General features: G+C 47.9%; 20 protein-coding genes. 15 read left to right on the top strand and 5 right to left on the bottom strand.

The features are described 5' to 3' along the window. Positions 1-5 precede the first annotated feature (5 nt). The 3 genes from KVT36_RS01425 to KVT36_RS01415 form a co-directional block, all read right to left on the bottom strand. Positions 6-755, bottom strand: a complete 750-nt coding sequence (locus KVT36_RS01425) for a GLPGLI family protein (protein ID WP_217601721.1) — start codon at positions 753-755, stop codon at positions 6-8. Between the two features lie 11 nt (positions 756-766). Continuing rightward, positions 767-3,541 (bottom strand): outer membrane beta-barrel family protein, encoded by a 2,775-nt coding sequence (locus tag KVT36_RS01420; RefSeq protein WP_217601720.1) that lies wholly within the window; start codon positions 3,539-3,541, stop codon positions 767-769. Positions 3,542-3,885: 344 nt separating this feature from the next. After that, on the bottom strand, positions 3,886-4,863 hold the full coding sequence (locus tag KVT36_RS01415) for an AraC family transcriptional regulator (protein WP_217601719.1): 978 nt from the start codon (positions 4,861-4,863) through the stop codon (positions 3,886-3,888). 102 nt (positions 4,864-4,965) lie between these two features. Here KVT36_RS01415 and KVT36_RS01410 point away from each other — a divergent pair, with 102 nt between their 5' ends. Beyond that, the gene (locus tag KVT36_RS01410) at positions 4,966-6,669 is read left to right on the top strand and encodes an FAD-dependent monooxygenase (RefSeq protein ID WP_217601718.1); all 1,704 of its coding nucleotides are present in this window, start codon (positions 4,966-4,968) and stop codon (positions 6,667-6,669) included. A 188-nt stretch (positions 6,670-6,857) separates the two neighbouring features. Here the strand turns inward: KVT36_RS01410 and KVT36_RS01405 are convergent, their stop codons facing one another. After that, positions 6,858-6,995, bottom strand: a complete 138-nt coding sequence (locus KVT36_RS01405) for a hypothetical protein (protein ID WP_217601717.1) — start codon at positions 6,993-6,995, stop codon at positions 6,858-6,860. 174 nt (positions 6,996-7,169) lie between these two features. Between KVT36_RS01405 and KVT36_RS01400 the strand changes: the two genes are divergently transcribed. Continuing rightward, positions 7,170-7,613: a GNAT family N-acetyltransferase gene (locus KVT36_RS01400; RefSeq protein ID WP_217601716.1), complete on the top strand. Its 444-nt coding sequence runs from the start codon at positions 7,170-7,172 to the stop codon at positions 7,611-7,613. Between the two features lie 82 nt (positions 7,614-7,695). On the opposite strand, the gene KVT36_RS01395 is transcribed toward KVT36_RS01400, so the two are convergent. Then, positions 7,696-8,562, bottom strand: coding sequence for a dienelactone hydrolase family protein (locus KVT36_RS01395; RefSeq protein ID WP_217601715.1), 867 nt, complete (start codon positions 8,560-8,562; stop codon positions 7,696-7,698). Between the two features lie 132 nt (positions 8,563-8,694). Here KVT36_RS01395 and KVT36_RS01390 point away from each other — a divergent pair, with 132 nt between their 5' ends. From KVT36_RS01390 to KVT36_RS01330, 13 genes are all read left to right on the top strand, one after another. Beyond that, positions 8,695-9,963 (top strand): NAD(P)/FAD-dependent oxidoreductase, encoded by a 1,269-nt coding sequence (locus tag KVT36_RS01390; RefSeq protein WP_217601714.1) that lies wholly within the window; start codon positions 8,695-8,697, stop codon positions 9,961-9,963. Positions 9,964-10,055: 92 nt separating this feature from the next. After that, positions 10,056-10,715 carry a class I SAM-dependent methyltransferase gene (locus tag KVT36_RS01385; protein ID WP_217601713.1) on the top strand — a complete coding sequence of 220 codons (660 nt, stop codon included), beginning with the start codon at positions 10,056-10,058 and terminating at the stop codon, positions 10,713-10,715. Between the two features lie 68 nt (positions 10,716-10,783). Next, positions 10,784-12,412: a Na+/H+ antiporter gene (locus tag KVT36_RS01380; RefSeq protein WP_217601712.1), complete on the top strand. Its 1,629-nt coding sequence runs from the start codon at positions 10,784-10,786 to the stop codon at positions 12,410-12,412. Between the two features lie 67 nt (positions 12,413-12,479). Beyond that, positions 12,480-13,466 (top strand): glycoside hydrolase family 43 protein, encoded by a 987-nt coding sequence (locus KVT36_RS01375; RefSeq protein ID WP_217601711.1) that lies wholly within the window; start codon positions 12,480-12,482, stop codon positions 13,464-13,466. 89 nt (positions 13,467-13,555) lie between these two features. Next, positions 13,556-14,140, top strand: a complete 585-nt coding sequence (locus tag KVT36_RS01370) for an RNA polymerase sigma factor (RefSeq protein WP_217601710.1) — start codon at positions 13,556-13,558, stop codon at positions 14,138-14,140. A 91-nt stretch (positions 14,141-14,231) separates the two neighbouring features. Then, entirely contained in the window at positions 14,232-15,287 is a 1,056-nt protein-coding gene (locus KVT36_RS01365; protein WP_217601709.1) for a FecR family protein, read from the top strand. A gap of 57 nt (positions 15,288-15,344) precedes the next feature. Beyond that, positions 15,345-18,836 carry a SusC/RagA family TonB-linked outer membrane protein gene (locus KVT36_RS01360; RefSeq protein ID WP_217601708.1) on the top strand — a complete coding sequence of 1,164 codons (3,492 nt, stop codon included), beginning with the start codon at positions 15,345-15,347 and terminating at the stop codon, positions 18,834-18,836. A 14-nt stretch (positions 18,837-18,850) separates the two neighbouring features. Next, complete coding sequence (locus tag KVT36_RS01355; RefSeq protein WP_217601707.1) at positions 18,851-20,302, top strand: RagB/SusD family nutrient uptake outer membrane protein; 1,452 nt, start codon at positions 18,851-18,853, stop codon at positions 20,300-20,302. A 9-nt stretch (positions 20,303-20,311) separates the two neighbouring features. Then, positions 20,312-21,148, top strand: a complete 837-nt coding sequence (locus KVT36_RS01350) for a DUF4843 domain-containing protein (RefSeq protein WP_217601706.1) — start codon at positions 20,312-20,314, stop codon at positions 21,146-21,148. A gap of 15 nt (positions 21,149-21,163) precedes the next feature. Beyond that, on the top strand, positions 21,164-22,603 hold the full coding sequence (locus KVT36_RS01345) for a PKD-like family lipoprotein (protein WP_217601705.1): 1,440 nt from the start codon (positions 21,164-21,166) through the stop codon (positions 22,601-22,603). A gap of 20 nt (positions 22,604-22,623) precedes the next feature. After that, the gene (locus KVT36_RS01340) at positions 22,624-23,781 is read left to right on the top strand and encodes a TlpA disulfide reductase family protein (protein ID WP_217601704.1); all 1,158 of its coding nucleotides are present in this window, start codon (positions 22,624-22,626) and stop codon (positions 23,779-23,781) included. 379 nt (positions 23,782-24,160) lie between these two features. After that, entirely contained in the window at positions 24,161-25,027 is an 867-nt protein-coding gene (locus tag KVT36_RS01335) for a toxin-antitoxin system YwqK family antitoxin (RefSeq protein ID WP_217601703.1), read from the top strand. Positions 25,028-25,119: 92 nt separating this feature from the next. Beyond that, positions 25,120-25,707, top strand: a complete 588-nt coding sequence (locus KVT36_RS01330; protein WP_217601702.1) for an RNA polymerase sigma factor — start codon at positions 25,120-25,122, stop codon at positions 25,705-25,707. Positions 25,708-25,745: the final 38 nt, after the last annotated feature.

The raw sequence follows: 25,745 nt of genomic DNA, 5'->3' as shown, positions 1-25,745 counted from the left end.
CTGCCTTATAACATCAGGATCAGCGTATAGATCTTACCATAGTGGCCCCAGTCTTTCATACTGCTGTTAAGGGTTTCCAGCAATGTTTTATTATTTACAGCTTTGCCTTTTGCAGGTGCTTTTAATTTTGCGGGTGTAATATCTTCTGCCAGCACTTTAGTAGCAAACCAGGTTATATGCTCATAGGGCAATGCTATGCCCAGTATCATGCCGGGTAGGCCGGTAAAGGATTCCGGGCCGCCGGGAGTAACAATCGCATCCGTATAGAATGCTACCACGTAAATGGAATCCATGATCACCGCATTGGCGCGGCGGCAGTCAAAACCGGCAATATTGCGCTTTTCATCGGTTATTTTCCAGCGGATCTTGCGGGTGCTGTCTTTTACCAGGAACACTTGTTCAAATACGGTTTTCCTGGCGGTGCTTTCTTTTTTATCCAGCTGGTCATAGATCACGTTATCATTGCCTGGTTCCGGCCGCAGGCGTATATTATCCGGGTTTTCCCGGCCCGGCGCATATAAGGTGGTATTGCCATTAAAAACCAGGTCAAAGTAAAAGGTAGTGAACTGGGGCAGGCGTTTTTTTTCCATGTCTTTCCAGCCATCATCATTCTGATTTTTAAACAGCGCTTCCAGGCGGGCGTGCTGGTTCACTTTTTTCTCAAACTCAATACGGCCCTGGGTAAGGTAAATGGGATTTTGTGCCGTGGCGTTTACGGCGCAGCCTAACAGGATATACAGGAGTAATTGTTTCATGATGGTCAGTTTTATTTAGCGCCTGCGCCGGTTTTATTAAAGTTCCAGTTAATGGATAAGAATACATAACGGCTAATGGTGCCGTAGTTCTGCTGGGAAATAAAGTTGCTGTTCACCTGCCGGTTAAAACCTATATTCTCTTTCAGCAGGTCGTTCACTTCTGCTTTGATCAGCAGGGCATCATTCTTCATGAACTTTTTACCTATCCAGGCGTTCCATAATACTACGTTGTTATTGTTATCAAAAGCAGCGGTCTTCTGCCGCAGGTTTATATTACAATCCGTGTGCAGCTGCAGCTTCCAGGGGAAGAACAGGTCTACGTTGGGATTAATGCTGAAGGTCCAGTAATTGGTTTTTATAGCTTGCTGCACGGATGATTTACTGTTGGTATACGTAGCCGATGCTTCCATGCTTATCTCATATTTCTTTTCTTTGGACTTATTCAGGTAAGTACCCAGCTCGTAGCTACCGCTGTTAGTAGCGTTCAGCGCTTCGTTAATGTAGTTTACATAACGGCTGTAGCGTATGTTACCATTAAAGCCGGTGCGCATATCAAGCTTTTTCAGCTTAAAGTTATAACCCAGGTACAGGTTGGCATTGCGGTTACCGTCCACGTTCACGGCCTGGTTGGTCCTTTTGCCGCTGGCGTCAATAACGGTTTTGCTGGTAATGGCATTATAGGTAAAGTTATAGCTGCCGTTGATCCAGATGCCGCGATCCGTAAGGATCTTGTAGTCATTGAAGAACATCCGGATGTTGTTGGAGAACTGCGGTTTCAGGTCCGGGTTACCAATGCTGATGTTCAATGGGTCTTCGTTTGTACGTAAGGGTTGTAGCTGGTTAATGCTGGGCTGGTTGGTGCTGCCGTTATAGTTAATGGACAGCCTGCGCTGGGTGCTGAACATATAGCTGAAAGAGGCTTGCGGGAACCAGTTCACAAAATCACGGTTACGGGTAAGGCCCGTATGCATATCCTGCTGATCAAAGCTGGTGAGGCCTGCGCTGAGGCCTGCATTGGCCCGTATTTTCTTTTTAATAAGGTTATAGTTGGCGCCGCCGCGGTGAGTGAATATATTGAACTTATAATCGTTGCTGTATAAAGAATCCAGCTCACCGTACTTACCGCTGGCATCCTGGTTAAAGGAGTTGCGGTTGGAGCTGCTGTTGTTGACGACTATGCCGTAATTCAATATAATGGAGCTGGATTTTGATAAAGGCTCCGAATAGGTAAGCTTGGTATCAAACGTAATATTCTCGTTCCGGTTGGTTTTATACTGATCTATGACCTGTGAGGAATCCACACTGCCGTTCTTATAAAATTCCGTAACAGCATCCAGGTAGCCGTCGGAATTGTTCTGGGTATACTTTTCCTGTATGTTCAGGGAAAGGGTGCGGCCTTTTTTACGGAGCTTTTTGCGCCATAATATACTACTGTTTATTGTACGTATATCCCCGGTGGTGGCTATGTTGCGCTCATTCTGGTTCACCAGCGCGCTGTCCTGTGCTATGGACTGCATGGTGCGGGCGCTTTTGGTGGTTTTATGATCCAGGCCGCCGTCTGCAGCGATGCGGATAGAGGAAGTAGAATCTATCTGCAGCTCGTAAATGCCGTTGGCCCGTTGCCGTAATATGGTGTTGGCAAAACGTTCGCTGGAATTGGTGTAGTAAAAGGTGTCCGGCAGCAGGTATTGGGAGCTGGTATTGCTGTACCCGTCTACATGCAGGTTCAGGATCTTGTAGTTGCCGTTAATGGACTGTTTGTCCTCATTCCACTTATCATTAAAATGCAGACCCCCGGTTTGTACCAGCGGAAAGCCCTGCCCGTTATAACGCCCGTCCCAGCTCTCCAGATCGTCTGACTGAAAGTCGCCCATATATGAATCCGTATTTTCATCGTAGCTGAAATTTTCCGCCATGCTTTGCCCGTAACTATCCCTTTCATTCCAGTTAAGCCCTGTTTTACCGGTGTTGGAAACAATGCCGTAACCGGAGATCTTGCGTTTCTTTTTAAAGAAGTTCAGCATCAGCTGGTTGTTGTGATAACCGTCGTTACCTGCGCCGGTACTGGCTTTACCAAAGTAACCGTTCTTTTTATCCTCTTTCAGCTTCAGGTTCAGCGTTTTTGTTTTTTGCCCGTCATCTATCCCGGTAAAGGCAGCCTGATCGCTTTTTTTATCAAATACCTGTACTTTGTCTACCATATCGGCCCGCAGGTTCTGGGTAGCCAGGGTAGGATCATCTCCAAAAAATTCTTCCCCGTCAACCAGCACTTTCTGCACCTTTTCGCCCTGGGCGGTGATCTGCCCATTCTTATCTACCTGTATACCCGGCAGCTTTTTCAACAGGTCTTCTACCGTTGCATTGGGTTGCATTTTAAAGCTATCCGCATTATATTCCGTAGTATCTCCCTTTAATTTAATGGCAGCTATGGCCTGGTTCACCAGCACCTCTTTCAGCAGCCGGCTTTTGAGCGATAGTATAATATTAACATTCGTGGTGGAGGTGCTGTCGGCTAACGTGAATGGCTCTACATAATCCGCATATCCCGGCGTAGTGGCCAGCAGCAGGTATTTACCGGCTGGCAGGTGAGGTATGGAAAATTTACCGCCTGCATCGCTGCGGGTAAAGGTTTGCAGAATAGAATCTTTTGCCTGCAAAACAGCAATCACAGTGTTGGATAACTGCTGATGATTGAGCGTATCCAATACACTGCCTTTCACAGCAGGTTGCTGGGCATAACACAGGCAGGGCACTATGAGGAAAACAATGAATAAATATTTTTTCATGAAGGGAATTGACGGTTAAACTTATTGAGATGCTGACAATAGTTATTTCCACAAAGAATAATAAAATATTTTATGGTTAATCCCGGTGTGCAGTAAAAGATTTGTTAAAAGGGATGAACCGGTTTATAACTGTGATGAACGACGAATGGGGCTTATAAAAATAAAAAAACCGGAATAAGAATACTCCGGCCTGTACCTAAACCTACAACTGTTACACTGTATAAGTGAATCGTTATTTACTGTTTATTACAAGCAAAGGTGCAACGAAAATGAATGTAAAAGAATGGCTATTTAACGGATTCTGTTGTACTTATCCCGGATTATTGTAATGGAAAAGTCTGCTGCTATTTACGGAGCTGCCCGGGCGGGATGCCAAAGTGTTTTTTAAAGGCCCGCTGGAAGTGTTGTGGATGGCTGAAACCGGTTTCGTAGGCTATTTCAGAGATGGTGTTAGCGGTATGTAAAATGAGCTGCCTGGCCTGTTCCAGGCGGATGGCGGCAAAGTACCCGAATACCGTATTGTTAAAGGCTGCCTTAAACCCTTTCTTCAGCTTAAATTCATTGAGTCCGCATTGGCGCGCCAATTGGGCCAGGGTGGGCGGGTGCTGTATATCACGGAGCAGTATTTCCCGTGCCAGGTGCAGCTTTTCCAGCTCGTTTTTGTCAGGGCCTGTATTTCTCCCTGGCGCAGCTTGCGTGAAAAGCTCAAACTGCAGCAGCAACAGCTCCATCATTTTTGAATCCAGGAACAGCTGTTTTAAACCGCCGGTTAAAGTACAGCTCCACAGGGAATTAATAATGGATAACATCTGCGGGGTATAAGGCAGGCCTGGCTGCTGCAGCAGGAAAGGCTGCTGTTTCAGCACATTTTCCGCCAGCCGGTCCATGGGGGAGGAGTAGTCAGAGAACAGCTCCAGGAAACGGTCCGCATGAATATTAATGGTAAAGGTGTTGTGAATGCCGCCGTTCATGAATTGATTATGCTCCCATTCCCCGCGGTTGTACATAATATTGTGGTACCCCTTTGTGAATATCACATCCTCCTCCAGGAATCCCAGCTTCTGGCGGATGCAGCCTTCCAGGGAAAAGTTCATTTCTACCAGGGGCAGCTCATTAAAATGTTTCATGGCCGCATATTCCAGGTTTTTGTCCTTCAGCTGCATCCAGCCGTCGGAAAGGGCTATGGCGCCCATTTTCAGGAGACGGAAATGCCCATCCACCTGCGGCAGGGAAACGGAGAAAATGTAAGGCGTTTCACTTTCCGGCAAATTGGTTATCTCATCAAAACCCGGGAAATCAGGATGTTGTTCCTGCTGTGGCATGATCCAGTCAGATTACTCCGCTTAAGGTACAAAAAAATCCCGTTGGTGCCCTTTGCCGGTTAGCTGCCGGTGCAATTTTGCGGTAACATAATCCATCAGCAAATGAATGTAACAACAAACACCCTGCACGTACCTGTTTTAATTGTGGGTGGTGGCGTGGTAGGTTTATCGGCCGCATTATTCCTTTTACAGCAGGGCATTACACCGTTATTAATTGAGCGGCATAAAGGCACTTCCATTCACCCCCGGGCCAGGGGTTTTGATATGCGCACCATGGAGCTGTACCGGGAGCTGCAGCTCAGTGAGGCCATCCGCGATGCAGGGAAGGCCCTGGCGCATAGCTGGGGCATTTATAAGAACAGCAGTCTTGTAGCAGCATTGAAAAAAATAAAACCTGGTAATAAAACGCCCGGCAAAGTGCTGGGGGTAGATAAGATTATGGCATTAAGCCCTGAGGAAGCAGCCCGCTGCACACAGGACCTTTCAGAACCCGTATTGCTGGCTGCTGCCCGTGAACGGGGCGCACAGCTGGCCTTTTATACAGAGCTGGTTTCTTTTACGCAGGATGCGGAAGGCGTAACAGCCCTGATCCGTAACCGGGAAACGGATGAAACACAAACCGTACGCGCTACTTATATGATAGCTGCTGACGGCGCAAAAAGTCCTGTGCGGGAGGCTTTGCAGGCGCCGGTTTGCGGCAGGGGCGCTATTGCCAGCCTGCTGAACATTTATTTTGAGGCTGACCTGACAGCCACCCTGCAAGGCAAACGTTTCAGCCTTGTGATCTTAAAAACGCTTACAAGAAAAGGGTTGCTTGCCACTATTAATAGCAGCAACCGCTGGGTGTTTCACCTGCATTATGATCCGGCAGTAGAGAATGCCGCTGATCTTAGCACGGAAAAAATAACCGCTATTTTGCAGGATGTGCTGGGTATGCCGGGGCTGCCTATCCGCATCATCAGCATTTTACCCTGGCAGCCTACGGTAAAGGTGGTGCTTAACATGCAGCACGGGCGTGTTTTCCTGGCCGGCGATGCTGCGCATGTAATGACGCCCTATGGTGGTAAAGGCGCTAATACCGGCATACAGGATGCGCATAACCTGGCCTGGAAACTGGCTGCTGTATTGAAGGGAACCGCAGCGCCTGCGCTGCTGCAAACCTACAGTACGGAGCGGCAGCCGGTAGGTTTACATTATGCCGTACAAAGCGGCAACTGGTCTGATGAAGATGGAATATTGAAGAAGAACTTCCTGAACATACTGAGTATTATTACCACGGTAACAGGTGCAAAAATAGCTTCGTTCTTTGGCTGGCAGCAAAGCAGCCATCGCCTGACCATGCGGTATGTAGGAGGGTTGCTGGGATTACCGGCCTTTAAATATACATCTGCTGCCGTGCTGGATAATGCATTGCCTACGCAGGAATACCAGCCGGCCCGCGCGCTGGATGGTACACCAGGTACGCGTATGCCACACCTTTGGGTGTTGTATAAAGGGAAACAAATATCTACGCTTGACCTGTTAGGAAAAGGTTTTGTATTGTTTACCGGCATGGATAATGCCGGCTGGCAGCAGGCTGCGGCTACTATGCAGGTACCCGTGTACAGTATTGGCGCGCAGGGCAGCCTGGCTTTTACAGCAGGTACTATTGAAAAAATATTAGGTATCAGCGCTACCGGCGCGGTGCTGGTGAGGCCGGATGGTTTTGTGGCATGGCGTTGTGAAACCGCACCTGTTAAAGCTTTGCAGGCTTTGCAAACTGCTATGCTGCCTTTTGTGCAGCCTGTTGTTTATAGTCATGCATAAGCCTTTATAAGGTGGGGTAATTACAGGGGCTGGCCCAAAAGAATGTAAAATGTAAAATTTTAAATCATAAATGTAAAAGTAGAAAGCAGCGAACATGAGTCAGTACCTGGTTCCTACTTTTACATTTGGAATTTTGCATTTATGATTTTACATTCTTTTGGGCCAGCCCTAAGATCTTAATGCTAGGTTTAGAAGCCCGGGCCTGTTTCGCACCAGAAAGTGTTTGGCGGAATAGTGGCGGCTTTCAGCTTGGCCTGGTTTGTTTCACTCAGTCTGCTGATCTTCAGTTTTTTGACGTCGAGCTTTTTCTTGATTTTCTTTTTCATACAAAGGAATTTTTGGTTAAACAATTTGCCTACTCTGTCAGAAGGTTTTCGGCTGCTCCTTGAAAAGATATGTGTTTGTAAAAACGGGTTATTAATAGGGTTGGGTTATCATTCTAAGATACTTTTAAAATATTTATCGGGCAAATTTTTGTATTATCATGGAAATTATGAGTCATGGACGGTACCATCCAGATACGGGCGGCTACTAAGAAAGAGGCCCCACAGATCACTGAGCTTTCTATACAATTAGGTTATCCATTAACTGTACAGGATACCATCACTAACATTGCGGCCATTGATAAGAGCAATTATGACATGGCGTATGTGGCTGTGATGAATGAACAGGTAGTGGGCTGGATCCATGTGTTTTATACCATGCGTTTGGAAACCGGCCCCTTTTGTGAAATAGGCGGCCTGGTAGTGGCCGCCAGCGCCCGCGGTAAAGGCGTAGGCAGCCTGCTGGTGGAGAAAGCTAAAAAGTGGGCGGCAGAAAGAAATATCAACAAGCTGCGGGTGCGCTGCCAGGTAAAAAGAACGGAAGCGCATGCCTTTTATGAAAAGAACGGGTTTGAAGAAAAGAAAGTGCAAAAGGTATTTGAGTATATGATAGTTGATTAGATGTACTAACGTTTACGGTTATACTAAAATATAAGGGCTGTCTCAGGAAAATGAGACAGCCCTTTGTTATGAATAACATCGCTTAATGTAATGTTTCGCTGAATAGCTGTAAAGTTCTTTCCCAGGCTTTATCTGCTGCTGCTTTATTATACCGCGTAGGGGCGGTATCGTTATTAAAGGCATGTTGCGCCCCTTCGTATACAAACAGCTGGTATTTAACGCCTGCAGCTTTCAGTGCGGCTTCGTAGGCCGGTATACCGGCATTTACGCGCTCATCCAGCCCGCCATAGTGTAATAACACGGCCGCTTTGATCTTGGGTACATCGGCAGCATCCGGCTGCCGTCCATAATAGGCCACGGCTGCTTTCAGCGTGGGGGCATTTACTGCCAGCTGGTTGGCCATCGCGCCACCCCAGCAAAAACCAACACAACCAATTTTACCGTTACATTCCGGCAGGCCGCCCAGGTAATCCAGGGCTTTCAGGTAGTTGTTCAGGTTCTTTTGCGCATCCAGCTTGCCAATGAGGTCGCGGGCCTCATCCTCATTCTGTGGTGTGCCGCCCGTGGCAGACAGAGCATCCGGTGCCAGGGCAATATACCCTGCCTGCGCTACCCGCCGTGTTACATCGCGGATATGCGGGTTTAGTCCCCTGTTCTCATGGATCACTATTACGGCCCCGGTTTTAGTGCCGGCCGCCAGTGTAGTGGGTTTTACCAGGTAACCTTTCATGGTAATGCCATCGCCGGGGTAAGTAATATCCTGTCCCTGGATGCCGGCAGTATTTTCCGGTACCGTAGCCGCCCGTGCATAGTTTACCTCCAGTAAGGGTAAAACCGCGGTGGCAGCGGCCAGGCTGCCGGTAAGCCGGATGAGGCGGTTAATAAATTCATCGCGCCGTAAAGGCTTGTGGGTATATTCATCAAAGAGGTTTATGATACGCTGATCCATAAAAAAGAGATTTCCGGTGAGTAAGGTTTAATATGAAGAGAAAGTACCTTAAATTTAATGTTTTAGACGACAATAATTACAGGAACCGGGTTAATTTTCGAATGGATCTATTACAAAGCAAAAATTGGTTTTATGAAGCATATTATCATAGTGGGTGGCGGGTTTGCGGGTATAAACCTGGCGCGTTCACTGGGAGGCAATAAGAATTATACCGTTACGCTGGTTGACAAGAACAACTATAACTTTTTTCCACCACTGATCTACCAGGTAGCTACGGCTTTCCTGGAACCCTCCAGCATCAGCTACCCTTTCCGTAAATTATTCCGTCATAAAAATAACCTGCACTTCCGTTTGGGCAGCCTGGTAAAGGTAGTGCCCGAAGAAAATAAGGTAGTACTGGATAACGGGGAGCTTACCTATGATCACCTGGTATTTGCCACCGGTGCGGAAACCAATTACTTTGGTATGCAAAACGTAAAACAGCATGCCATGCCCATGAAAACCCTGCACGATGCTATTGACATGCGTAACCGCATGCTGCAGCAAATGGAGAAGGCCATTATTACTAAGGATGAGGCGGAACGTAAAAAACTGCTCACCTTTGTAATAGCCGGCGGCGGGCCTACAGGCGTGGAAATATCCGGCATGCTGGCTGAAATGGGCCGTACTATCGTGTTAAAAGATTACCCGGAGCTGCACGGCACACGTGGTGAGATATACCTGGTGGATGGCAGCGAAAGCCTGCTATCGCCCATGAGCAAACAGTCACAGAAAGGTACCTATGATGCGCTGCGCAGGATGGGCGTACGGATACGGTTAAACGTACACGTAAAAGATTATGTAAATGATACTGTGATCCTGGACGATGGTGATACCATTGAAGCCAAGAGCCTTATATGGGCCGCCGGTGTTACCGCAAAAATGTTTGAAGGCATACCTGCTGCCAGCTACGGGCGCGGTAAGCGCATGCTCACCGATGAATACAACAAGGTGCAGGGCACCACGAATATTTACGCCATTGGGGATACCAGCTTACAGCTGCATGAGCCGCAATGGCCCAACGGGCATCCGCAGGTGGCGCAAACAGCTATACAGCAAGGGAAGCACCTGGCTAAGAACTTTAAAGCCATGGCGCTGAACCGTGCAGTAACGCCCTTTAAATACCACGACAAAGGCTCTATGGCCATCATAGGCCGCAACAAGGCAGTAGCGGACCTTCCCAAACCAGTGCTGCATTTCAAAGGTATTATCGCGTTTTTCATGTGGCTGTTCGTGCATGTAATGTCGCTGATCAATTACCGCAACCGTTTAAAAACATTAGCCAACTGGACGGTGGCTTACTTTAGCAAAGATCAGTCGTTACGTATGATCATCCGTCCGGATAATGAAAACAATACGTAGCTTCCCGTTATGAAACAGTAGCAGGTACCCCGGATCCCAATGTATGAAACGGCCATTGTGGGGTATACGCGCTTACAGATAAAACTATACACATGCGGTATGTACTGTATTTTTTTTACTTAGCATGGTATTGGGGCCTGGATGTAGCTATTTTTATTATTGAGCATGAGATCCGCGGTGAGCGGCGGTTTGGCGTGCGTACTATTGGCCTTCACCATTTGCCGGAGCACTTACCGGAACAGGAACGCAAACACTTTTCTTTTTATGAGCCGGTGAATTACTATAGCGCTACCACCTTATTTGATCAGCTAACGCCGGAGGATAAGCAAACTACCCTGCTGGATGTAGGCTGCGGCCGTGGCCGTGTACTGGCCATTGGCGCGGGGTATGGGTTTAAGGATATTATTGGAATAGATTTTTCTGAAGCGCTTTGTGAGGAAGCTGCAGATAATGCGGAAAAAGTGGAGGACCGCCACCCCGGCACGCATATTACCATTGAATGGATAGATGCCCGCTATTACGACATTCCATCCCGCGTAGGTGTTGTTTTTTTATTTAACCCTTTTGACGGCACTGTGATGGAAACTTTTATCACCAAAGTATTACAAAGCCTGGAACTACATCCGCGTCCCATGAAAATATTATATGCCAACCCCCAGTTCAAACACCTGTGGCAGGATGCCGGCTTTACGGAAACAGCCACCTTTGTAAAAAAAGATATGCTGCGGGGTTGTGTGCTGGAGCGCCCATAAAGGCTGCTGGCGCATTAGGATAATTGTATTATTTTAGGGCCAACGCAGAATTTGACTTATACATATTTATGCATAATACCTTTAGCCTTTATATTTTCCTGCTGCTGGTGATCCTGTTCCTTGTTATGCTGGCGCATCGTTTAAAGATCTCTTACCCGATTGTGCTGGTGCTGGGCGGCTTGTGCCTGAGCTTTATTCCGCGCCTGCCGCAAATTCAGATCAACCCGGAGCTCATCTTCGTGATCTTTTTACCACCACTGTTATTTGAAGCTGCCTGGCAAACTTCCTGGAAAGATTTCTGGAAGTTCCGGCGGGTAATTGCCAGTTTTGCCTTCCTCATTGTAATACTTACCTCCTGCGTAATTGCCGTTATATCTTCAAGCCTGATCCCGGCATTTACGCTGCCCATGGGCTTTTTGCTGGGTGGTATTATTTCACCGCCGGATGCAGTATCGGCCACCTCTATCTTAAAAAGTATTAAGGTGCCTAAACGGCTGGTAACAATAGTGGAAGGGGAAAGCCTGCTGAATGATGCTTCCAGCTTAATTGTTTTCCGTTTTGCATACAGCGCCATTGATTCCGGCAAATTCGTTTTCCATGAGGCAATTGTGAGCTTTTTTGTGGTGATCATTATGGGTATTCTTATCGGGCTGGCTGTGGCCCTGGTGTTTTATGCCATTCACCGCTGGCTGCCTACCACTACTAATGTTGACATTGTGCTCACCTTTATTGCGCCGTATGTAATGTACATAGTAGCGGAAGAGTTTCACTTTTCCGGTGTGCTGGCAGTGGTAAGCGGCGGGTTGTTCCTGTCTACCCGCAGTAACGTGATCCTGAGCCCGGGCAGCCGTTTCAAGGGAGAGAATGTATGGTCAACCATTGGCTTTGCATTAAATGGTATTGTGTTTATGCTGATAGGGCTGGAGCTGCCGTTTATTGTACAGCAACTGGGTACAGTAAGTATGGGCGATGCTATCCGTTATGGGTTGATCATTTCCCTGGCGCTGATCGTGGCCAGGCTTTTATGTACCCTGGGGGCATCTGCCTTCACCGTTTTTGCCAGTAAATTTATTACTACGGCAGATAGCAGGCCCGGTTGGCGTTCGCCGCTGGCCTTTGGCTGGGCCGGTATGCGGGGTGTGGTATCGCTGGCGGCAGCATTGTCTATTCCTATCACCTTAACCAATGGCACGCCTTTTCCGCAACGTAACCTTATTCTTTTCATCACCTTTACCGTGATCCTGATAACGCTGGTATTCCAGGGCCTAACCTTACCCATAGTGGTGCGCTGGTTAAAGCTGGAAGACAATGATTACCCCATGCCTTATGTAGAGCAGGAAAAAGTGGTGCGCCGCAAGCTGGCGCATACGGGGCTGCGTGTGCTAAATGAGCAGTACCTGGAGAAAATAGCCGCCAATGAACAATTGCAAAGCTTAAAGGTGCGCTATGAAAGTGATATTCACCTGCTGGAACGCCTGCAGGATGAAGCAGCGGAAAATATGCAGCTGGCAGCTGAAACTACCAGCAAACATTACCGCGCCGCCGTAGGCGCAGTGATCAAAGAGCAGCGTGAGCTATTGCAAAAACTGAATAAAAAGCAGGAGATAGACGAAGACCTGATCCGCAAATACATTGGCCTGCTGGACCTGGAAGAGGAGAAGATCCGGTTGATGGTGAGCGGAGAAATCACAGAATAATTACTAATTGACAATTAGTAATTCCCGTTGTATTTTGGCGCACTACTTAAACGTATTAGTAATAGCTATGAGAAAGACACTGGTATTTTCGATCGCGGTATTCCTGGGTGCTGCAATCTCCTTAACTACAGCCGTTGCACAGCAGAAAAAGGTGGGCAATCCCGTGATCAGTGGCTGGTATGCTGATCCTGAAGCGGCTATTTTTGGTAAAACTTACTGGATCTTCCCTACCTATTCTGACAAATATGAGAACCAGGTGTTCTTTGACGCCTTTTCCTCAACCGATATGAGCCGCTGGGTAAAACACCCGCATGTACTGGACAGCGGCGCTATTAAATGGGCCAAACGCGCCATGTGGGCCCCGGCCATTGTAGAAAAACAAGGCAAATACTATTTCTTCTTTGCTGCCAACGATATTCAGAACAACCAGGAAAAGGGTGGCATAGGTGTAGCCGTAGCCAACCAGCCGGGTGGTCCCTATAAGGATTACCTGGGCAAACCGCTGATCGATAAATTCCATAACGGCGCCCAGCCTATAGACCAGTTTGTGTTCCATGACAAGGATGGCCGTTATTATATGATCTACGGCGGCTGGCAGCATTGTAATATTGCCCGCCTGAAATCCGATTTTACCGGCTTTGAGCCTTTTGCAGATGGCACTACATTTAAGGAGATCACGCCCAAAGGATATGTGGAAGGGCCGTTTATGTTCATCCGCAATGGCAAATATTATTTTATGTGGTCTGAAGGGGGCTGGGGCGGCCCGGACTATTCCGTAGCCTATGCCATAGCCGATTCCCCTGCCGGGCCTTTTAAACGCATCGGGAAAATATTACAGCAGGATATGGGCGTAGCTACCGGCGCCGGCCACCACTCCGTAATACAGCTGCCCGGCACGGATCAATGGTATATTGTGTACCACCGCCGGCCTTTAACTGAAACCGCTGCCAATAACCGCGTGGTTTGTATTGATGAAATGCATTTTGATAAAGATGGATTGATCACTCCTGTAAAGATCACCAAAGAAGGAGTTACGCCGGTGAAGATAAAGTAGGTTGCATCTTATTATTCCGGTTCATATCTTTAGCGGATAGAATACACCACCAGTACACCTGAACCGTAATAAACCAAATCTTAAATAGCTTGTACGGCAGCCTGAATGATAGCGCGCTTTGGAGTAAGGTAATGGAAGGCGACCAGGATGCACTGGCTTTCATTTACAGCACGCATTTTCATTCCCTTTACCGCTATGGCATGAAGCTGCACGCAGATGGCAACCTGGTAAAGGATTGCATTCACGACCTGTTTACCGGCATCTGGCTAAGCCGGGAACGTTTATCCGTAACAGATTCCATTAAATTTTACCTGCTGGCCAGCCTGAAAAGGAAGATCGGCCGCCAGCAACAGGGTGTGTTCAGCCGCCTGTTTGAACATACGGAAGAGCCATTCACGCACTCCCGTGAAGATGACCTGATCAACGAGCAGGCCAGCGCAGAACGTACCCAAAAGCTGGAAAAGGTGATGAGCAGCCTGCCCCGCCGCCAGCGGGAGATCTTATACCTGCGCTTTTACGAAGGACTGGATACGCAGCAAACAGCGGAAATCATGTCGCTGAGCATGAACTCAACCTACGTGCTGCTCTCCAAAGCATTGAATTACCTGAAGAAAAATAGTGATCAGCTGCTGCCGCTATTATTAATAGTGCTTGAGCACCAACGGTTTTTATAGCCATTTTTGAGGGGCGGAAACTTTTTTTAAAAAAACTTTCCAAAACACGCTAAGATTTTCACCATTCACTGCTTTACCTTATTAAGAACCAATGATGACATTCAGGGACTTTAAGACGGAGGATTTTTTACAACATCCTGATTTCCGCAAGTGGGTGCTGGAACAGGAGCCGGAAGTTACACGGTTCTGGGAGCAATGGCTGCAGGAAAACCCTGATAAACAGCCTGCTGTAAACCAGGCCCGCGAGCTGCTGCTGCTGATAGGCGGCGGCCCTGCACATGCACCGGCCACGCAGGATGAGGAGCAGACCTGGGAAAAAGTATTACAAAGTATTTCCATCGCAAACCAACATACAGCTACCGGCGCTAAGCTGGTAGCCCTGCACAAAAAACGCCGGTGGTGGCCTTATGCGGCCGCTGCCCTGCTGGCAGGGGTGCTGGTTGCCTGTGCAGTTATTTTCTTTTCCTTCAATAAAACCGTGCAATACGCTACGGTAATGGGAGAAATGAAAACCATTGAGCTGCCTGACCATTCGGTAGTAAAGCTGAATGTAAATTCCACGTTATCTTTTTCTAAAAAATGGGCCGGTACCGGGCCCCGTGAAGTGTGGCTGAAGGGCGAAGCATTTTTTACGGTACAGCATACCTACAATAACCAGCGGTTTGTTGTACATACCGATGATGTAAGCATTCAGGTAGTAGGTACAGAATTTAATGTGAACACACGCCGGGTAAAAACACAGGTGGTGCTGCGCAACGGAGTGGTAAAGCTGACGCTGAACAATACCACATCCGCCAAAAAAGCCACCGCGCCTATTACCATGAAACCCGGTGATATGGTTACCTACTCCGCCGCCACCGCGGAGCTGAGCAACCAGCGCGTGAACCCGGAGCAATATGCATCCTGGAGCACACCGGCACTGCTGTTCAATGAAACGCCGGTAGCAGAGGTGATCCGCTCATTACAGGATAACCTGGGCCTTACCATTGTGCTGGAAGATGACAGCCTGGGCGCCCAAACCTTTACAGGCACTATACCCAGGGATAATATCACCGTGTTTTTTATAACACTCGGAAGATCGTTTAATGTACATACCGAAAAGACAGGAGCTAACACATACAGGATCAGTAAAATACAGGGGGAATAAAAGCAGTACAAGTAACAGTGTTTCGTAAATACATATAACCAACCTTAATCTAATGCTATGGTGAAAATTCACGCCGGATATACCGGTGGTGGCCTTGCCTTGGCTCTTTTGATCCAATTGGGCAGTCTTACTGCCATTGGTAAAGCACAGGGCCCGGCCATTGATAGATCTGTTTATTACGTACAAAACAACACAGAGGACCAGGAGCCGCTCAAAGATCACCTGGCCCATATGGAGCGCCGTTACAACATACGCATTAACTATGTTGGTAACACGGTAAAGGGTATTTATGCAGATGCGCCGCCGGTCAAAGATCCCGCTACCAAACTGATTGATTATCTCAACAAATTCCTGTTGCCTTTAGGCCTGGAAGCAGAGCAGGTAGGGCAGGACCAGTACATTCTTTACAAGAAGTCCGGCACAAAACCGGCCGATCATCCCATTACTCCTTCTGACCTTAATATGGAGCCCGTGAGCGCAGCAGTGATAGGTTCAGCTACAGCTACGCCTTCCGGTGAGCTGCAGCAGTTTGCTGTAAGCGGGCAGGTAACAGAGGAATCCGGCGTGCCGCTGCCAGGCGTAACCGTGGTGGTAAAAGGCACCACCAATGGCGCCAAAACCAATGAGAATGGTAAGTACCGCCTGAATAACGTACCGCCCAATGGCACGCTGGTATTCAGTTACATTGGTTATAAAATGCAGGAGGTTAAAATAGGTAACCGTGCCAATATTGATGTTAAGCTGCTTACAGAAGTGCAGTCTATGAAAGACTTTGTGGTGAATGGTTACCAGCAGCTGAAGAAAGAAAGTTATACCGGCTCCGCTATTACTATTACCGGCGAGGAGCTGAAACGTTTTAACCCGCAGAACATCCTGCAAAGCATACAGGCCTCTGATCCCTCTTTCCGTTTGGTGGAAAATAATATTGCAGGCGCTAATCCTAACCAGCTGCCCAATGTAAATGTGCGCGGCACTACCGCCATACCTACCGGCGATGCAGGCCAGCTAAGCAGAACGCAGCTGGCCAATGTAACCAACCTGCCATTATTTATACTGGATGGTTACCAGGTAAGCATAGAAACAATTTTTGACCTGGACTTTAACCGGGTAGAAATGGTAACCCTGCTGAAAGATGCCGCTGCTACCGCAATTTACGGCTCGCGAGCATCCAATGGTGTAGTGGTGATACAAACCCGCGCACCTAAAGAAGGAGAGCTGGAGCTGTATTATAACTATGAGCTGAATGTAACCACACCGGACCTTACTGCCTATAACGTATTAGATGCTACGCAAAAGCTGGAGTATGAGAGGCTGGCCGGTTTATACACCAGCAATGGCGTGAGCAGTGCCGACGATCTGGAGAAGCTGTATTACGCCAAAAAGAAAAATGTGCTCAGCGGCATTAATACCTATTGGCTGTCGCAGCCGGTGGCTACGGACTTTGGTCATAAACATTCTGTGTCATTGCAGGGCGGTTCGTCTGCCATCCGGTATGGTATTGATGCGCGTTACCAGACCAACAACGGCGTTATGAAAGGCTCGGGGCGCGATCGTTACAGCTTAAGTAATACGCTTTCTTACCAGCCTAAAAGCCAGAAGCTGCTGTTCCGTAACCAGTTCACACTGTCGCAGGTAAGCGCTAAGGCATCGCCATACGGCAATTTTGACCAGTATGTGAATATGAACCCTTATTATCCCATGCGCGATTCCGCCGGCCGTTTGATCCGTGAAATAGATAAATGGAATTACCGCGGTTTGAATGACAAGGGAGAGGATGCCGGCCTTACCACCACTGTGCTCAATCCTTTGTACGACGCTACCACCGGCAGTTTTAACAAATCATCATACCTGGAATTTATTGACGCTTTTTCTACACAATACACACCCACTGATGCATTGCGGTTCAATGCAACCGTAAGCCTTACCAAACGTAAAACCACGGAGGATGTTTTTGCATCGCCGCTCAGCAACTACTACTACTTTTACAGTGGCGACGCGCTGAAAGACCGTGGCAAATACACCTACACCAGCCAGGATGATATGCAGGTGGATGGTTATGCCACCATCACCTACAACAAGGCCCTGCAAAACACGCATTTCCTGAACTTTTCATTAGGGATGAATGTGCAGGCAACAAAAACAGACATCAAAAGTTTTTCCGCTATAGGCTTTACCAATGACCGGTTCACCAATATCACATTTGCCCGCAAGTATGAAGATAATACGGCGCCCACCGGCGATATTGAGGAGCAGCGCCTCATTGGCGGTTTTTTGTCCTTTAACTATTCTTACCAGAACCGTTTCTTAATGGATGGTACCGTGCGGGTAGATGGCTCGTCCAAGTTTGGCACGGGTTCCCGCATGGCCCCTTTCTGGTCTTACGGCATTGGCTGGAACCTGCATAAGGAAAAGTTCCTGCAGCATACCGCCATCAGCCAGCTGCGTTTAAAAGCTACTACCGGTTTAACAGGCAGTGTGTCGTTCCCGGCCTATTTATCCAATACCACTTACCAGTATTACACGGGCAGCTGGTACTCTACCGGCGTAGGCGCTGTGTTTACTGCCTATGGCAATCCGCAGCTGAAATGGCAGCGCACCAATAACTATGATGTAAGCATGGAGCTGGGTTTGTTTAATGACCGCGTGTACATTTCACCGCGTTATTACTACAAGCTTACCCGCGATCTGCTGGCGGATATTAATGTACCTACCTCCACGGGTTTTGATAAATACAAAGCCAACCTTGGGGAGATGGTGAACAAAGGTTATGAGGTGTACATGCGCGCTAACGTATGGCGCACGCGCAACTGGTCGGCCAACATAAACATAAACCTGGTGCACAACACCAATGTGATCACTAAAATATCCGATGCGCTTAAAAGCTACAATGACCAGGTAGATAAACAGCAGGATGCCAAAGCAGACCTGGCCACCGCGCCCCTGCTGCGTTACAAGGAAGGGCAATCGCTCAACACCATTTATGCCGTACGCTCCCTGGGCATAGACCCGGAGAACGGGAAAGAAATATACCTGAACCAGGATGGTACCCGCACCTATGATTATAAGGTGAAGAACACCGTACCCGTAGGCGATCAAACACCGGATATAGACGGTTATTTTGGCGGCAGCCTCATTTACAAAAGCCTGATGCTGCAGCTGAACTTTTACGGAAAAGTAGGCGGCGATATTTATAACCAAACCCTGGTAGACCGTATTGAAAATGCCAACCCATGGTATAATGTAGATAGCCGCGCGCTGGACCTGCGCTGGAAGCAACCTGGCGACCATGCCCTGTATAAGGACATTACGGATAAAAGCCTTACCCGCACCTCATCGCGTTTTGTGCAGCGGGAAGACAGGTTGGAACTGAAATCCGTATACCTGAGCTACGATGCGCCGGCTACCCTGTACAAAAAGTTAAAGATGAAGAACCTGCGCTTTGCGCTTACCATGAACGATCTCTTTTACTGGTCCACCGTAAAGCTGGAAAGAGGTATTCAGTATCCTTTTGCCAGGAGCTTCACTTTTTCATTATCAACCAGGTTCTAAAAAATTATTTACGGATGAAAAGATATTTGATCTTAATTATAATAATAACCGCCTTTAGCTCCTGCAAAAAGTGGCTGGATGTGCAGCCACAGTCGCAGGTATCGCAGGATGATCTTTTTAGCACTGAAGATGGTTTTAAAGAAGCTATCAACGGTTTATACAGCCGCTGCGCACAGCCGGACCTGTATGGCAAAGAGCTGCTGGGCGGTTTCCCGGATGTGCTGGCGCAGAACTACACCATTGCATCCGACGATCCGGTACATTATAGAGAAACAGCGCTCTATAATTATAAGGACGTTGATTTCATTAGCCGTAAAGACAGCGCCTGGCGCGGATTGTACAATGTGATTGCCAATGCCAACCTTATCCTGGAAAAAGTAGATAAGCAGCAGGCAATTCTTACACCGGTGAACTATGCGCTGGTAAAAGGGGAGGCGCTGGCCATACGCGCTTACTGCCATTTTGATGTGCTGCGTTTATTCGCTGCCGTTGATGCAGGCGGCAAAGGTATTCCCTATGTAACCGCCTTTAGCAAGGATGTGCCCAAGATGTATACAACCGGTGAAGCCCTGGACCTGATGCTGAAAGACCTGCAGGCTGCCAAAACCCTGCTGTCCACGGCCGATCCCATTGTATCAGCCGGTTATAAAGTAGGTTATCCCATCCCGGATTCATCTACGGAACAGAATGGCGATCTTTTTGTGCAGGAGCGCCGCCACCGCCTGAACTATTATGCCGTATGTGGCCAGCTGGCACGGGTATACCTGTATAAAGGTGATAAGGCCAATGCGCTTAGCAACGCGCTGGAAGTGATCAATGCCAATAAATTTCCCTGGACCCGGCAGGCTGATTTCCTTAACCCGGATGATACCAAAAAAGACCGGGTATTATACAAAGAGCTGCTGTTTGCTTTTTACATACCTAATACTACAGAAGAGCTGCGCCGCCTGTTCCGTAATTCGGACAGGGGCCTGTATATCTCCACACAGGAAGGCCGCAACCTGTATGAAACCGGTGGGGTAGGCGGGGAGGATTTCCGTTACAAACAATGGTTATCCGAACAAACAGTCAGCTCTACCAACTACCTGCGCCTGGAAAAATATGCCCGCGATCCGGATAATAACCTGCATCCGCAAATGGCCCCGGCTATGCGCCTTAGCGAAATGTATTACATCGCTGCAGAATGCACGTTTGACACGGACCCTGGCAAAGCCTGGGATTATTTTAATACCGTACGCCTGAACCGGGGCATAGGCGTTACGCGCAATGATCCCTCCAAAGCTGTGTTCCTGCAGGAGCTGGTAAAAGAAGCGCGTAAGGAGCTGTATGGAGAAGGCCAGATCTTTTATATGTACAAACGCCTGAACATGCCCATTACAGGGCAGAACGGCAGCACAGTGCCGGCCAGCAGCGCTATTATGGTGCTGCCTTTCCCGGACGATGAAATTGCATACGGTAACAGATAAACATTACGAATGAAGCATATCATAGCTATAGCACTCTTATGCGGTATTTTATATTCGTGTAAAAAGGTGGAGGAGATCAGGTATCAATCCACCGATAATGTGTACTTCAACTTAATAACAGATACAAGCAAACAGATACGTTCAGACAGTATCGTGTACAGCTTTGCGTTGTTCCCTGATAAAGCTGCTGACACGGTGTTTCTGCCCGTGCGTATATCCGGCAGCCGTGTAAAAACAGCGCGGCAGTTTAAGATCGCTATAGTAGATAGCGCTACTACCGCTGTAGCCGGCCTGCATTATAAACCGCTGGAAGATACGTACACCATACCGGCAGATTCAGGTACCACACGCGTACCCGTTATACTGCTGAACACTGATCCGGAACTGGCTAATAAAACGGTGCGCATCAAATTCATGCTGGTAGCCACAGCAGATTTTAAAGTGGATTATACACCCTGGGACAGCCTGCGCGTAATATTCTCTAACCGGCTGGAAAAGCCCGTGTGGTGGAATGTATGGATAGGTGAGCTGGGGTTGTATTCCCGGGTAAAACATGAGCTGTTCATCCGCGTATCCGGCACTACGGAGCTACCCGCTACTAACAGTGACGCCACTACTACGCCACGGGTGCTGTATTATACCCGCCGTTTTAAAGCCTTCCTGAGCGATCCCCTGTTATGGGTGCAGAACAACCCGGATGCCGGTTACACCCTAACGCCCACTACCAACGGCAATTACTTTTTTTACAGCATTACCAACCCGGAGAGAAAGTATTTGCTGGAGCTGAACCCGGCAGATAACCGGTATTATTTCCGGGATGAGGATGGCAACCGCATTGTTGTGTAAAACAAATTATTCGTCATGCAAAAATTGAAATACGCTCTTTTATATATACCCGTACTGCTGCTGTTACTGGCAGCCTGCGCACGCGATAAAGGCAATTATGATTACGTGGAGCTGCCGGATCCGCAGATCAGCAACCTGGATACCGTGTATACCGCCATTACCGGCGATAGCCTGATCATTACACCTAAAATAACCCTGGCCTCCGGCAAAAATGATTACAGCTGTTACTGGAAAATAGATGTAGCCGCAGAAGCCCGCAGCCAGGACTATGAAGGCCGGGAGCTGCGCATTGTATTTGGATTGCCGGCCGCACGTTATCCCACGCAGCTAGCCGTAACGGATAACACTACCGGCATGAAATACTTTTACAAGTTTGACATTATAGCGCAAACAGAATTTACCAAAGGCCTGCTGGTACTAAGTAATAACAATAACCAGGCAGTACTGTCATTCGTAAAACCGGATGGCACCGTACGGCCGGATATTTACCAGTCCATTAACCAGGAGGCGCTGCCCGGCCCTGCCAAACAGCTGGTACCTATCCAGAATATGTTTTACCTGAACGCCCTTACTGCCTACTGGATCACGTATGACGGGGACCAGAACGGCGGTGTGCAGATAGACGCCAGCAGCTTAAAAAAGAATAAATACATACCGGATAATTTTTTTGATGCCCCGGCCACTACGCATGCAGATTATTTGCTGAACATGGTAAATGGCACTACCAATGCTGTTATAGACGGCAAGTTATATATAGGCGCTACAGAAACAGCGCCCTTCTGGCCCTACTATGGCTTTTGGGGTGTGCCCGTTAACGGCAGCTACTCCCTGTACCCCCAGCTGATGGAGAATTTCACAGAAACAGCGCTGTCTGGCAGAGGAGGTAGTTATTGCCTGGGGTATGATAAGAACCGCAAAGCCTTTGTACGTTTTTATGCCAATACTTTTTATGATGTGAACTATACAGTGCTGGGCGATGCCTTTGATCCCAAACAGGTGAAGATGGATATGATCTACATGAACCGCTTTAATGATAATGAGCTGTATGCCATTGGCGACAGCCTGGGTAAAAAGCTGGAATTAAAGTTCAGGGTGGATTTTACAGACAGTACCCAGCGTTTTTATACCACTTATAAAAGACCCTTTCCCGGAACCAGCCTGTTAACGGCAGGCACTAAATGGCAGTCGTCGCCTATTGGGGTGTTCTTCTTCAGCGCCAACGATATTATTTACCGTTATAACCCGCTGAACAACGACATTAAACCCCTGCAAACCACTACTGCCGGTAAAAAGATCACCCTGCTCAAAGTATTGCAGGGCGGCAACTTGCTGGTAGCAGGCGCAGAAGGCGGCAGCATTTATTACCTGGACATCAGTACCGGTAAGCTGGGGCAGCTCATTAAAAAAATAGACGGCATCCCCGGATCGCCGCAGGATATTATACTACGTGATTAAACTTTAAATAAATAAACAACATGCAAAAATGGATACTACTTGCCTGTGCAGCATTCCCTCTGCTAACCAAAGCACAAAGCGGCAACTTTGTATTAAACGGTAAACTGGGCCACCTGAATGCGCCTGCCAAAGCTTACCTGGACCGCAGGGAAGAGGGTAAGATCATGCTGGATTCTGCCATACTGAAAGACGGCGCCTTTCAATTTAAGGGTAAGGTAGACGGCCCTTTATTATGTATGCTGATGGTAGATCATGATGGCGCAGGCGTAACTAACCCGCAAACGGCGCCGGATAAACGCCTTATTTACCTGGAAAAGGGCACCATTACCCTGGTAGCTGCTACCACGCTGGAAGATGGCACCATCACCGGATCAGCCATCAACACTGAAAATGAGCGCTACAAGAAATTCCTGGCGCCTTTTGATGAGCAGATGAACAGCATTAATAAAGATTTTGGCGCCGCTACCGATGAACAACGCCGGGATACCAATTTCACCAAAGGCCTGGACGCGCGTTTTCATAAAGCCATAGCAGAAAAAAAGGAGCTGATGCAAAAGTTCATAGCAGCAAATCCTAACTCCTTCTTCAGCATAGTAGCCTTAAAAGAGCTGGCGGTGCATACCAATATGGACCTTACGCTGCTGGAACCTATGTACAAAGGTTTGACACCGGAGCTGCGCAACAGCCCTGCCGGTAAAGAGTTTGCCGCTTCTATGGAAAAAGAGCGCGGCCTGGCCATGGGCGCAACTGCACCTGATTTTACGCAGAACGATGTAAATGATAAACCGGTAAAGCTCTCCGACTTCCGCGGTAAGTATGTGCTGCTGGATTTCTGGGCCAGCTGGTGTGGCCCCTGCCGTGCAGAGAACCCGGTAGTGGTAAAGGCATTCAACCAGTATAAGGACCGGAACTTCACGGTGCTTAGTGTATCCCTTGACCAGCCGGGCAAAAAGGACCTGTGGCTGGCAGCCATTAAAAAAGATGGCCTGGAAGGCTGGACGCACGTATCTGACCTGAAGTACTGGAGCAATGCAGTAGCTGGTTTGTACGGCGTAAGAGGCGTGCCCACCAACTTTCTCATTGACCCTGCCGGTAAGATCGTAGGCCGCAACCTGCGTGGCGAGCTGCTGGAAAAGAAGCTGGCAGAGCTGCTGGATAAAGGCAATGCGCATAATTAATTATATAACTATCCTATAAGAGCAGTTCCGCTTTTAATACCTCAGAGTTTTCCTTTTTAAAAAAGCCGTTGCAACAGCAGCGGCTTTTTTGCTGCCTGCAAACCGGATGATCTTATGACCCCGCGTATTAAAAAACATTAAAGCATGCAACATTGATAATTATTCTGTTTATCTTCAGAAAATATACCGGCACTAACCTTAACGCAAATATGAAAATAACGGCCGGTACCATTGCCCACCCCTGGAAATAATTAACTCCCTATGGCTGAATCCTATAACCAGGGGCCTGTAACATTACGGGCCCTTAATTTTTATATTATCTTTAAGGGAGTTTAAACCTATGCCTATTCCTATGCGGTCCTGTTACCTTATTATATGTATGCTGTGTTTTGCATTTTCCTCCGCAGCACAGGATGATACCCTGATCACTAAATATCCCAACGGTAAAACACGTGAAATGCAGGTGAGCAGGAACGGCGTTACCTACGCTGTGGTGAAATATTCGGAGAACGGCCGCAAAAAATTTAAATGGAACATAGATACGCGTACCCTGGAAGGCTATCTGCTTATTGATCATGATGATAGCCTGATCAGCGGGTTTATAAAACAATGTCCTGACCGTACAGAGATCCAGCATTATGGCGAGGGCAAACCTTTTTACTCCATTATCCATTACCAGGATAATAAGATGCACGGCACTTTCCAGGGCTTTGACCGGGATGGGGTGCTGAATGTACAGGGCCAGTATGATCACGGCGTACGCACCGGCGTTTGGAGATATTACCGCGCTGATGGGATTGTGGAAAGCAGGCTGCACCTGGACGGGGTTATAGGTCATAGGGGTATATCCATCACGTTTACCATTATACCTGTCGTCGTTACCCTGCTGCTGTTAGGTATGAGCGCTTTGGTAATGATCAATAGTCGCAGCTACCAGTCATGGTATACCATGATAAGCATTGTAACGATTGTGCTGTTTGCGCTGGCATTTTTTGCAGCATTGTTCCCATGGTATCCGTATGCGGATGTGGTGAACGCGTTCATTATTCATTATTTCTTAGCCGTAATGGGCACTTTGCTGGCCGTAACCCTGCTGGCTTCTGTGATCAGCTTAGCCTGGGCTACCCGCACGGGCGTACGCCGCTGGTTCAGCAGCGTAGTGGTTTTTGTTGCTATTGTATTGATACTATATACGATAGTAGTGGCTACGCTGGCCCGTAACGGCTTAAGCAGCCTTATTATATAAGATCCTTTCTGCACCGCCAATTCAGCGCCAATTGGTACATTTGCCTGTTTTGTTTAATTTACGGCGTGAGGGTTTCTTAAATGTACAAACACATGGATAGCATACCATCCGGGGAGGGTTTGATAGCACGGATGATTGAAGGGGATGAGTCGGCTTTCACGAGCATTTACCGGCAGTACCATTCTGCGCTGTATACTTACCTGTTGCGTATCTGCAAAATACCTTCGCTTGCAGAGGACCTGGTGCATGATGTATTCCTGAAAGTATGGGAGATCAGGCACCGTATTAATCCCGCCCTGCCCTTTACCGGCTACCTGTACCGCATTGCCCGTAACCATGCTTTTAAAACCCTGAAAAAGCTGGCATATGATGAGGTGTTACAGGAAAAAGTATTGGAGCACCTCCAGTTCCAGGGTAACGGACCGGAACAAATGGTAAATGAAAAAGAGTACAACCGTTTATTCCAGGAAGCTCTGGGCCGTTTAACCCCCCAGCGCCTGAATGTATTCCGCCTGTGCCGGCAGGAAGGTAAAAGTTATGATGAGGCAGCGGCCATCCTGGGCATTTCCCGCAATGCAGTGAAAAAACATATGGTATTAAGCATGCGGGCCATTCATAATTATATTTACCGCCATGGACTGGTAATCACTCTTTTATACCTCGCGCAAAAAATATTTTAAATTTTTTTCAGGAAAGGGGTACCCTCGCACCCGGTTTT

Source organism: Chitinophaga sp. GbtcB8, from assembly GCF_019091455.1.
Taxonomy (GTDB): domain Bacteria; phylum Bacteroidota; class Bacteroidia; order Chitinophagales; family Chitinophagaceae; genus Chitinophaga.
This window is presented reverse-complemented; position numbering and strand designations above follow the sequence as displayed.

Bases quoted from the DNA above. Each gene is read 5' to 3' on its own strand.
- KVT36_RS01415 (WP_217601719.1), bottom strand. From the start codon at position 4,863: ATGCCACAGCAGGAACAACATCCTGATTTCCCGGGTTTTGATGAGATA.
- KVT36_RS01345 (WP_217601705.1), top strand. From the start codon at position 21,164: ATGCAAAAATTGAAATACGCTCTTTTATATATACCCGTACTGCTGCTG.
- KVT36_RS01340 (WP_217601704.1), top strand. From the start codon at position 22,624: ATGCAAAAATGGATACTACTTGCCTGTGCAGCATTCCCTCTGCTAACC.
- KVT36_RS01330 (WP_217601702.1), top strand. From the start codon at position 25,120: ATGGATAGCATACCATCCGGGGAGGGTTTGATAGCACGGATGATTGAA.
- KVT36_RS01335 (WP_217601703.1), top strand. From the start codon at position 24,161: ATGCTGTGTTTTGCATTTTCCTCCGCAGCACAGGATGATACCCTGATC.
- KVT36_RS01365 (WP_217601709.1), top strand. From the start codon at position 14,232: ATGATGACATTCAGGGACTTTAAGACGGAGGATTTTTTACAACATCCT.
- KVT36_RS01355 (WP_217601707.1), top strand. From the start codon at position 18,851: ATGAAAAGATATTTGATCTTAATTATAATAATAACCGCCTTTAGCTCC.
- KVT36_RS01400 (WP_217601716.1), top strand. From the start codon at position 7,170: ATGGACGGTACCATCCAGATACGGGCGGCTACTAAGAAAGAGGCCCCA.
- KVT36_RS01420 (WP_217601720.1), bottom strand. From the start codon at position 3,541: ATGAAAAAATATTTATTCATTGTTTTCCTCATAGTGCCCTGCCTGTGT.
- KVT36_RS01375 (WP_217601711.1), top strand. From the start codon at position 12,480: ATGAGAAAGACACTGGTATTTTCGATCGCGGTATTCCTGGGTGCTGCA.
- KVT36_RS01425 (WP_217601721.1), bottom strand. From the start codon at position 755: ATGAAACAATTACTCCTGTATATCCTGTTAGGCTGCGCCGTAAACGCC.
- KVT36_RS01390 (WP_217601714.1), top strand. From the start codon at position 8,695: ATGAAGCATATTATCATAGTGGGTGGCGGGTTTGCGGGTATAAACCTG.
- KVT36_RS01385 (WP_217601713.1), top strand. From the start codon at position 10,056: ATGCGGTATGTACTGTATTTTTTTTACTTAGCATGGTATTGGGGCCTG.
- KVT36_RS01405 (WP_217601717.1), bottom strand. From the start codon at position 6,995: ATGAAAAAGAAAATCAAGAAAAAGCTCGACGTCAAAAAACTGAAGATC.
- KVT36_RS01360 (WP_217601708.1), top strand. From the start codon at position 15,345: ATGGTGAAAATTCACGCCGGATATACCGGTGGTGGCCTTGCCTTGGCT.
- KVT36_RS01410 (WP_217601718.1), top strand. From the start codon at position 4,966: ATGAATGTAACAACAAACACCCTGCACGTACCTGTTTTAATTGTGGGT.
- KVT36_RS01350 (WP_217601706.1), top strand. From the start codon at position 20,312: ATGAAGCATATCATAGCTATAGCACTCTTATGCGGTATTTTATATTCG.
- KVT36_RS01395 (WP_217601715.1), bottom strand. From the start codon at position 8,562: ATGGATCAGCGTATCATAAACCTCTTTGATGAATATACCCACAAGCCT.
- KVT36_RS01380 (WP_217601712.1), top strand. From the start codon at position 10,784: ATGCATAATACCTTTAGCCTTTATATTTTCCTGCTGCTGGTGATCCTG.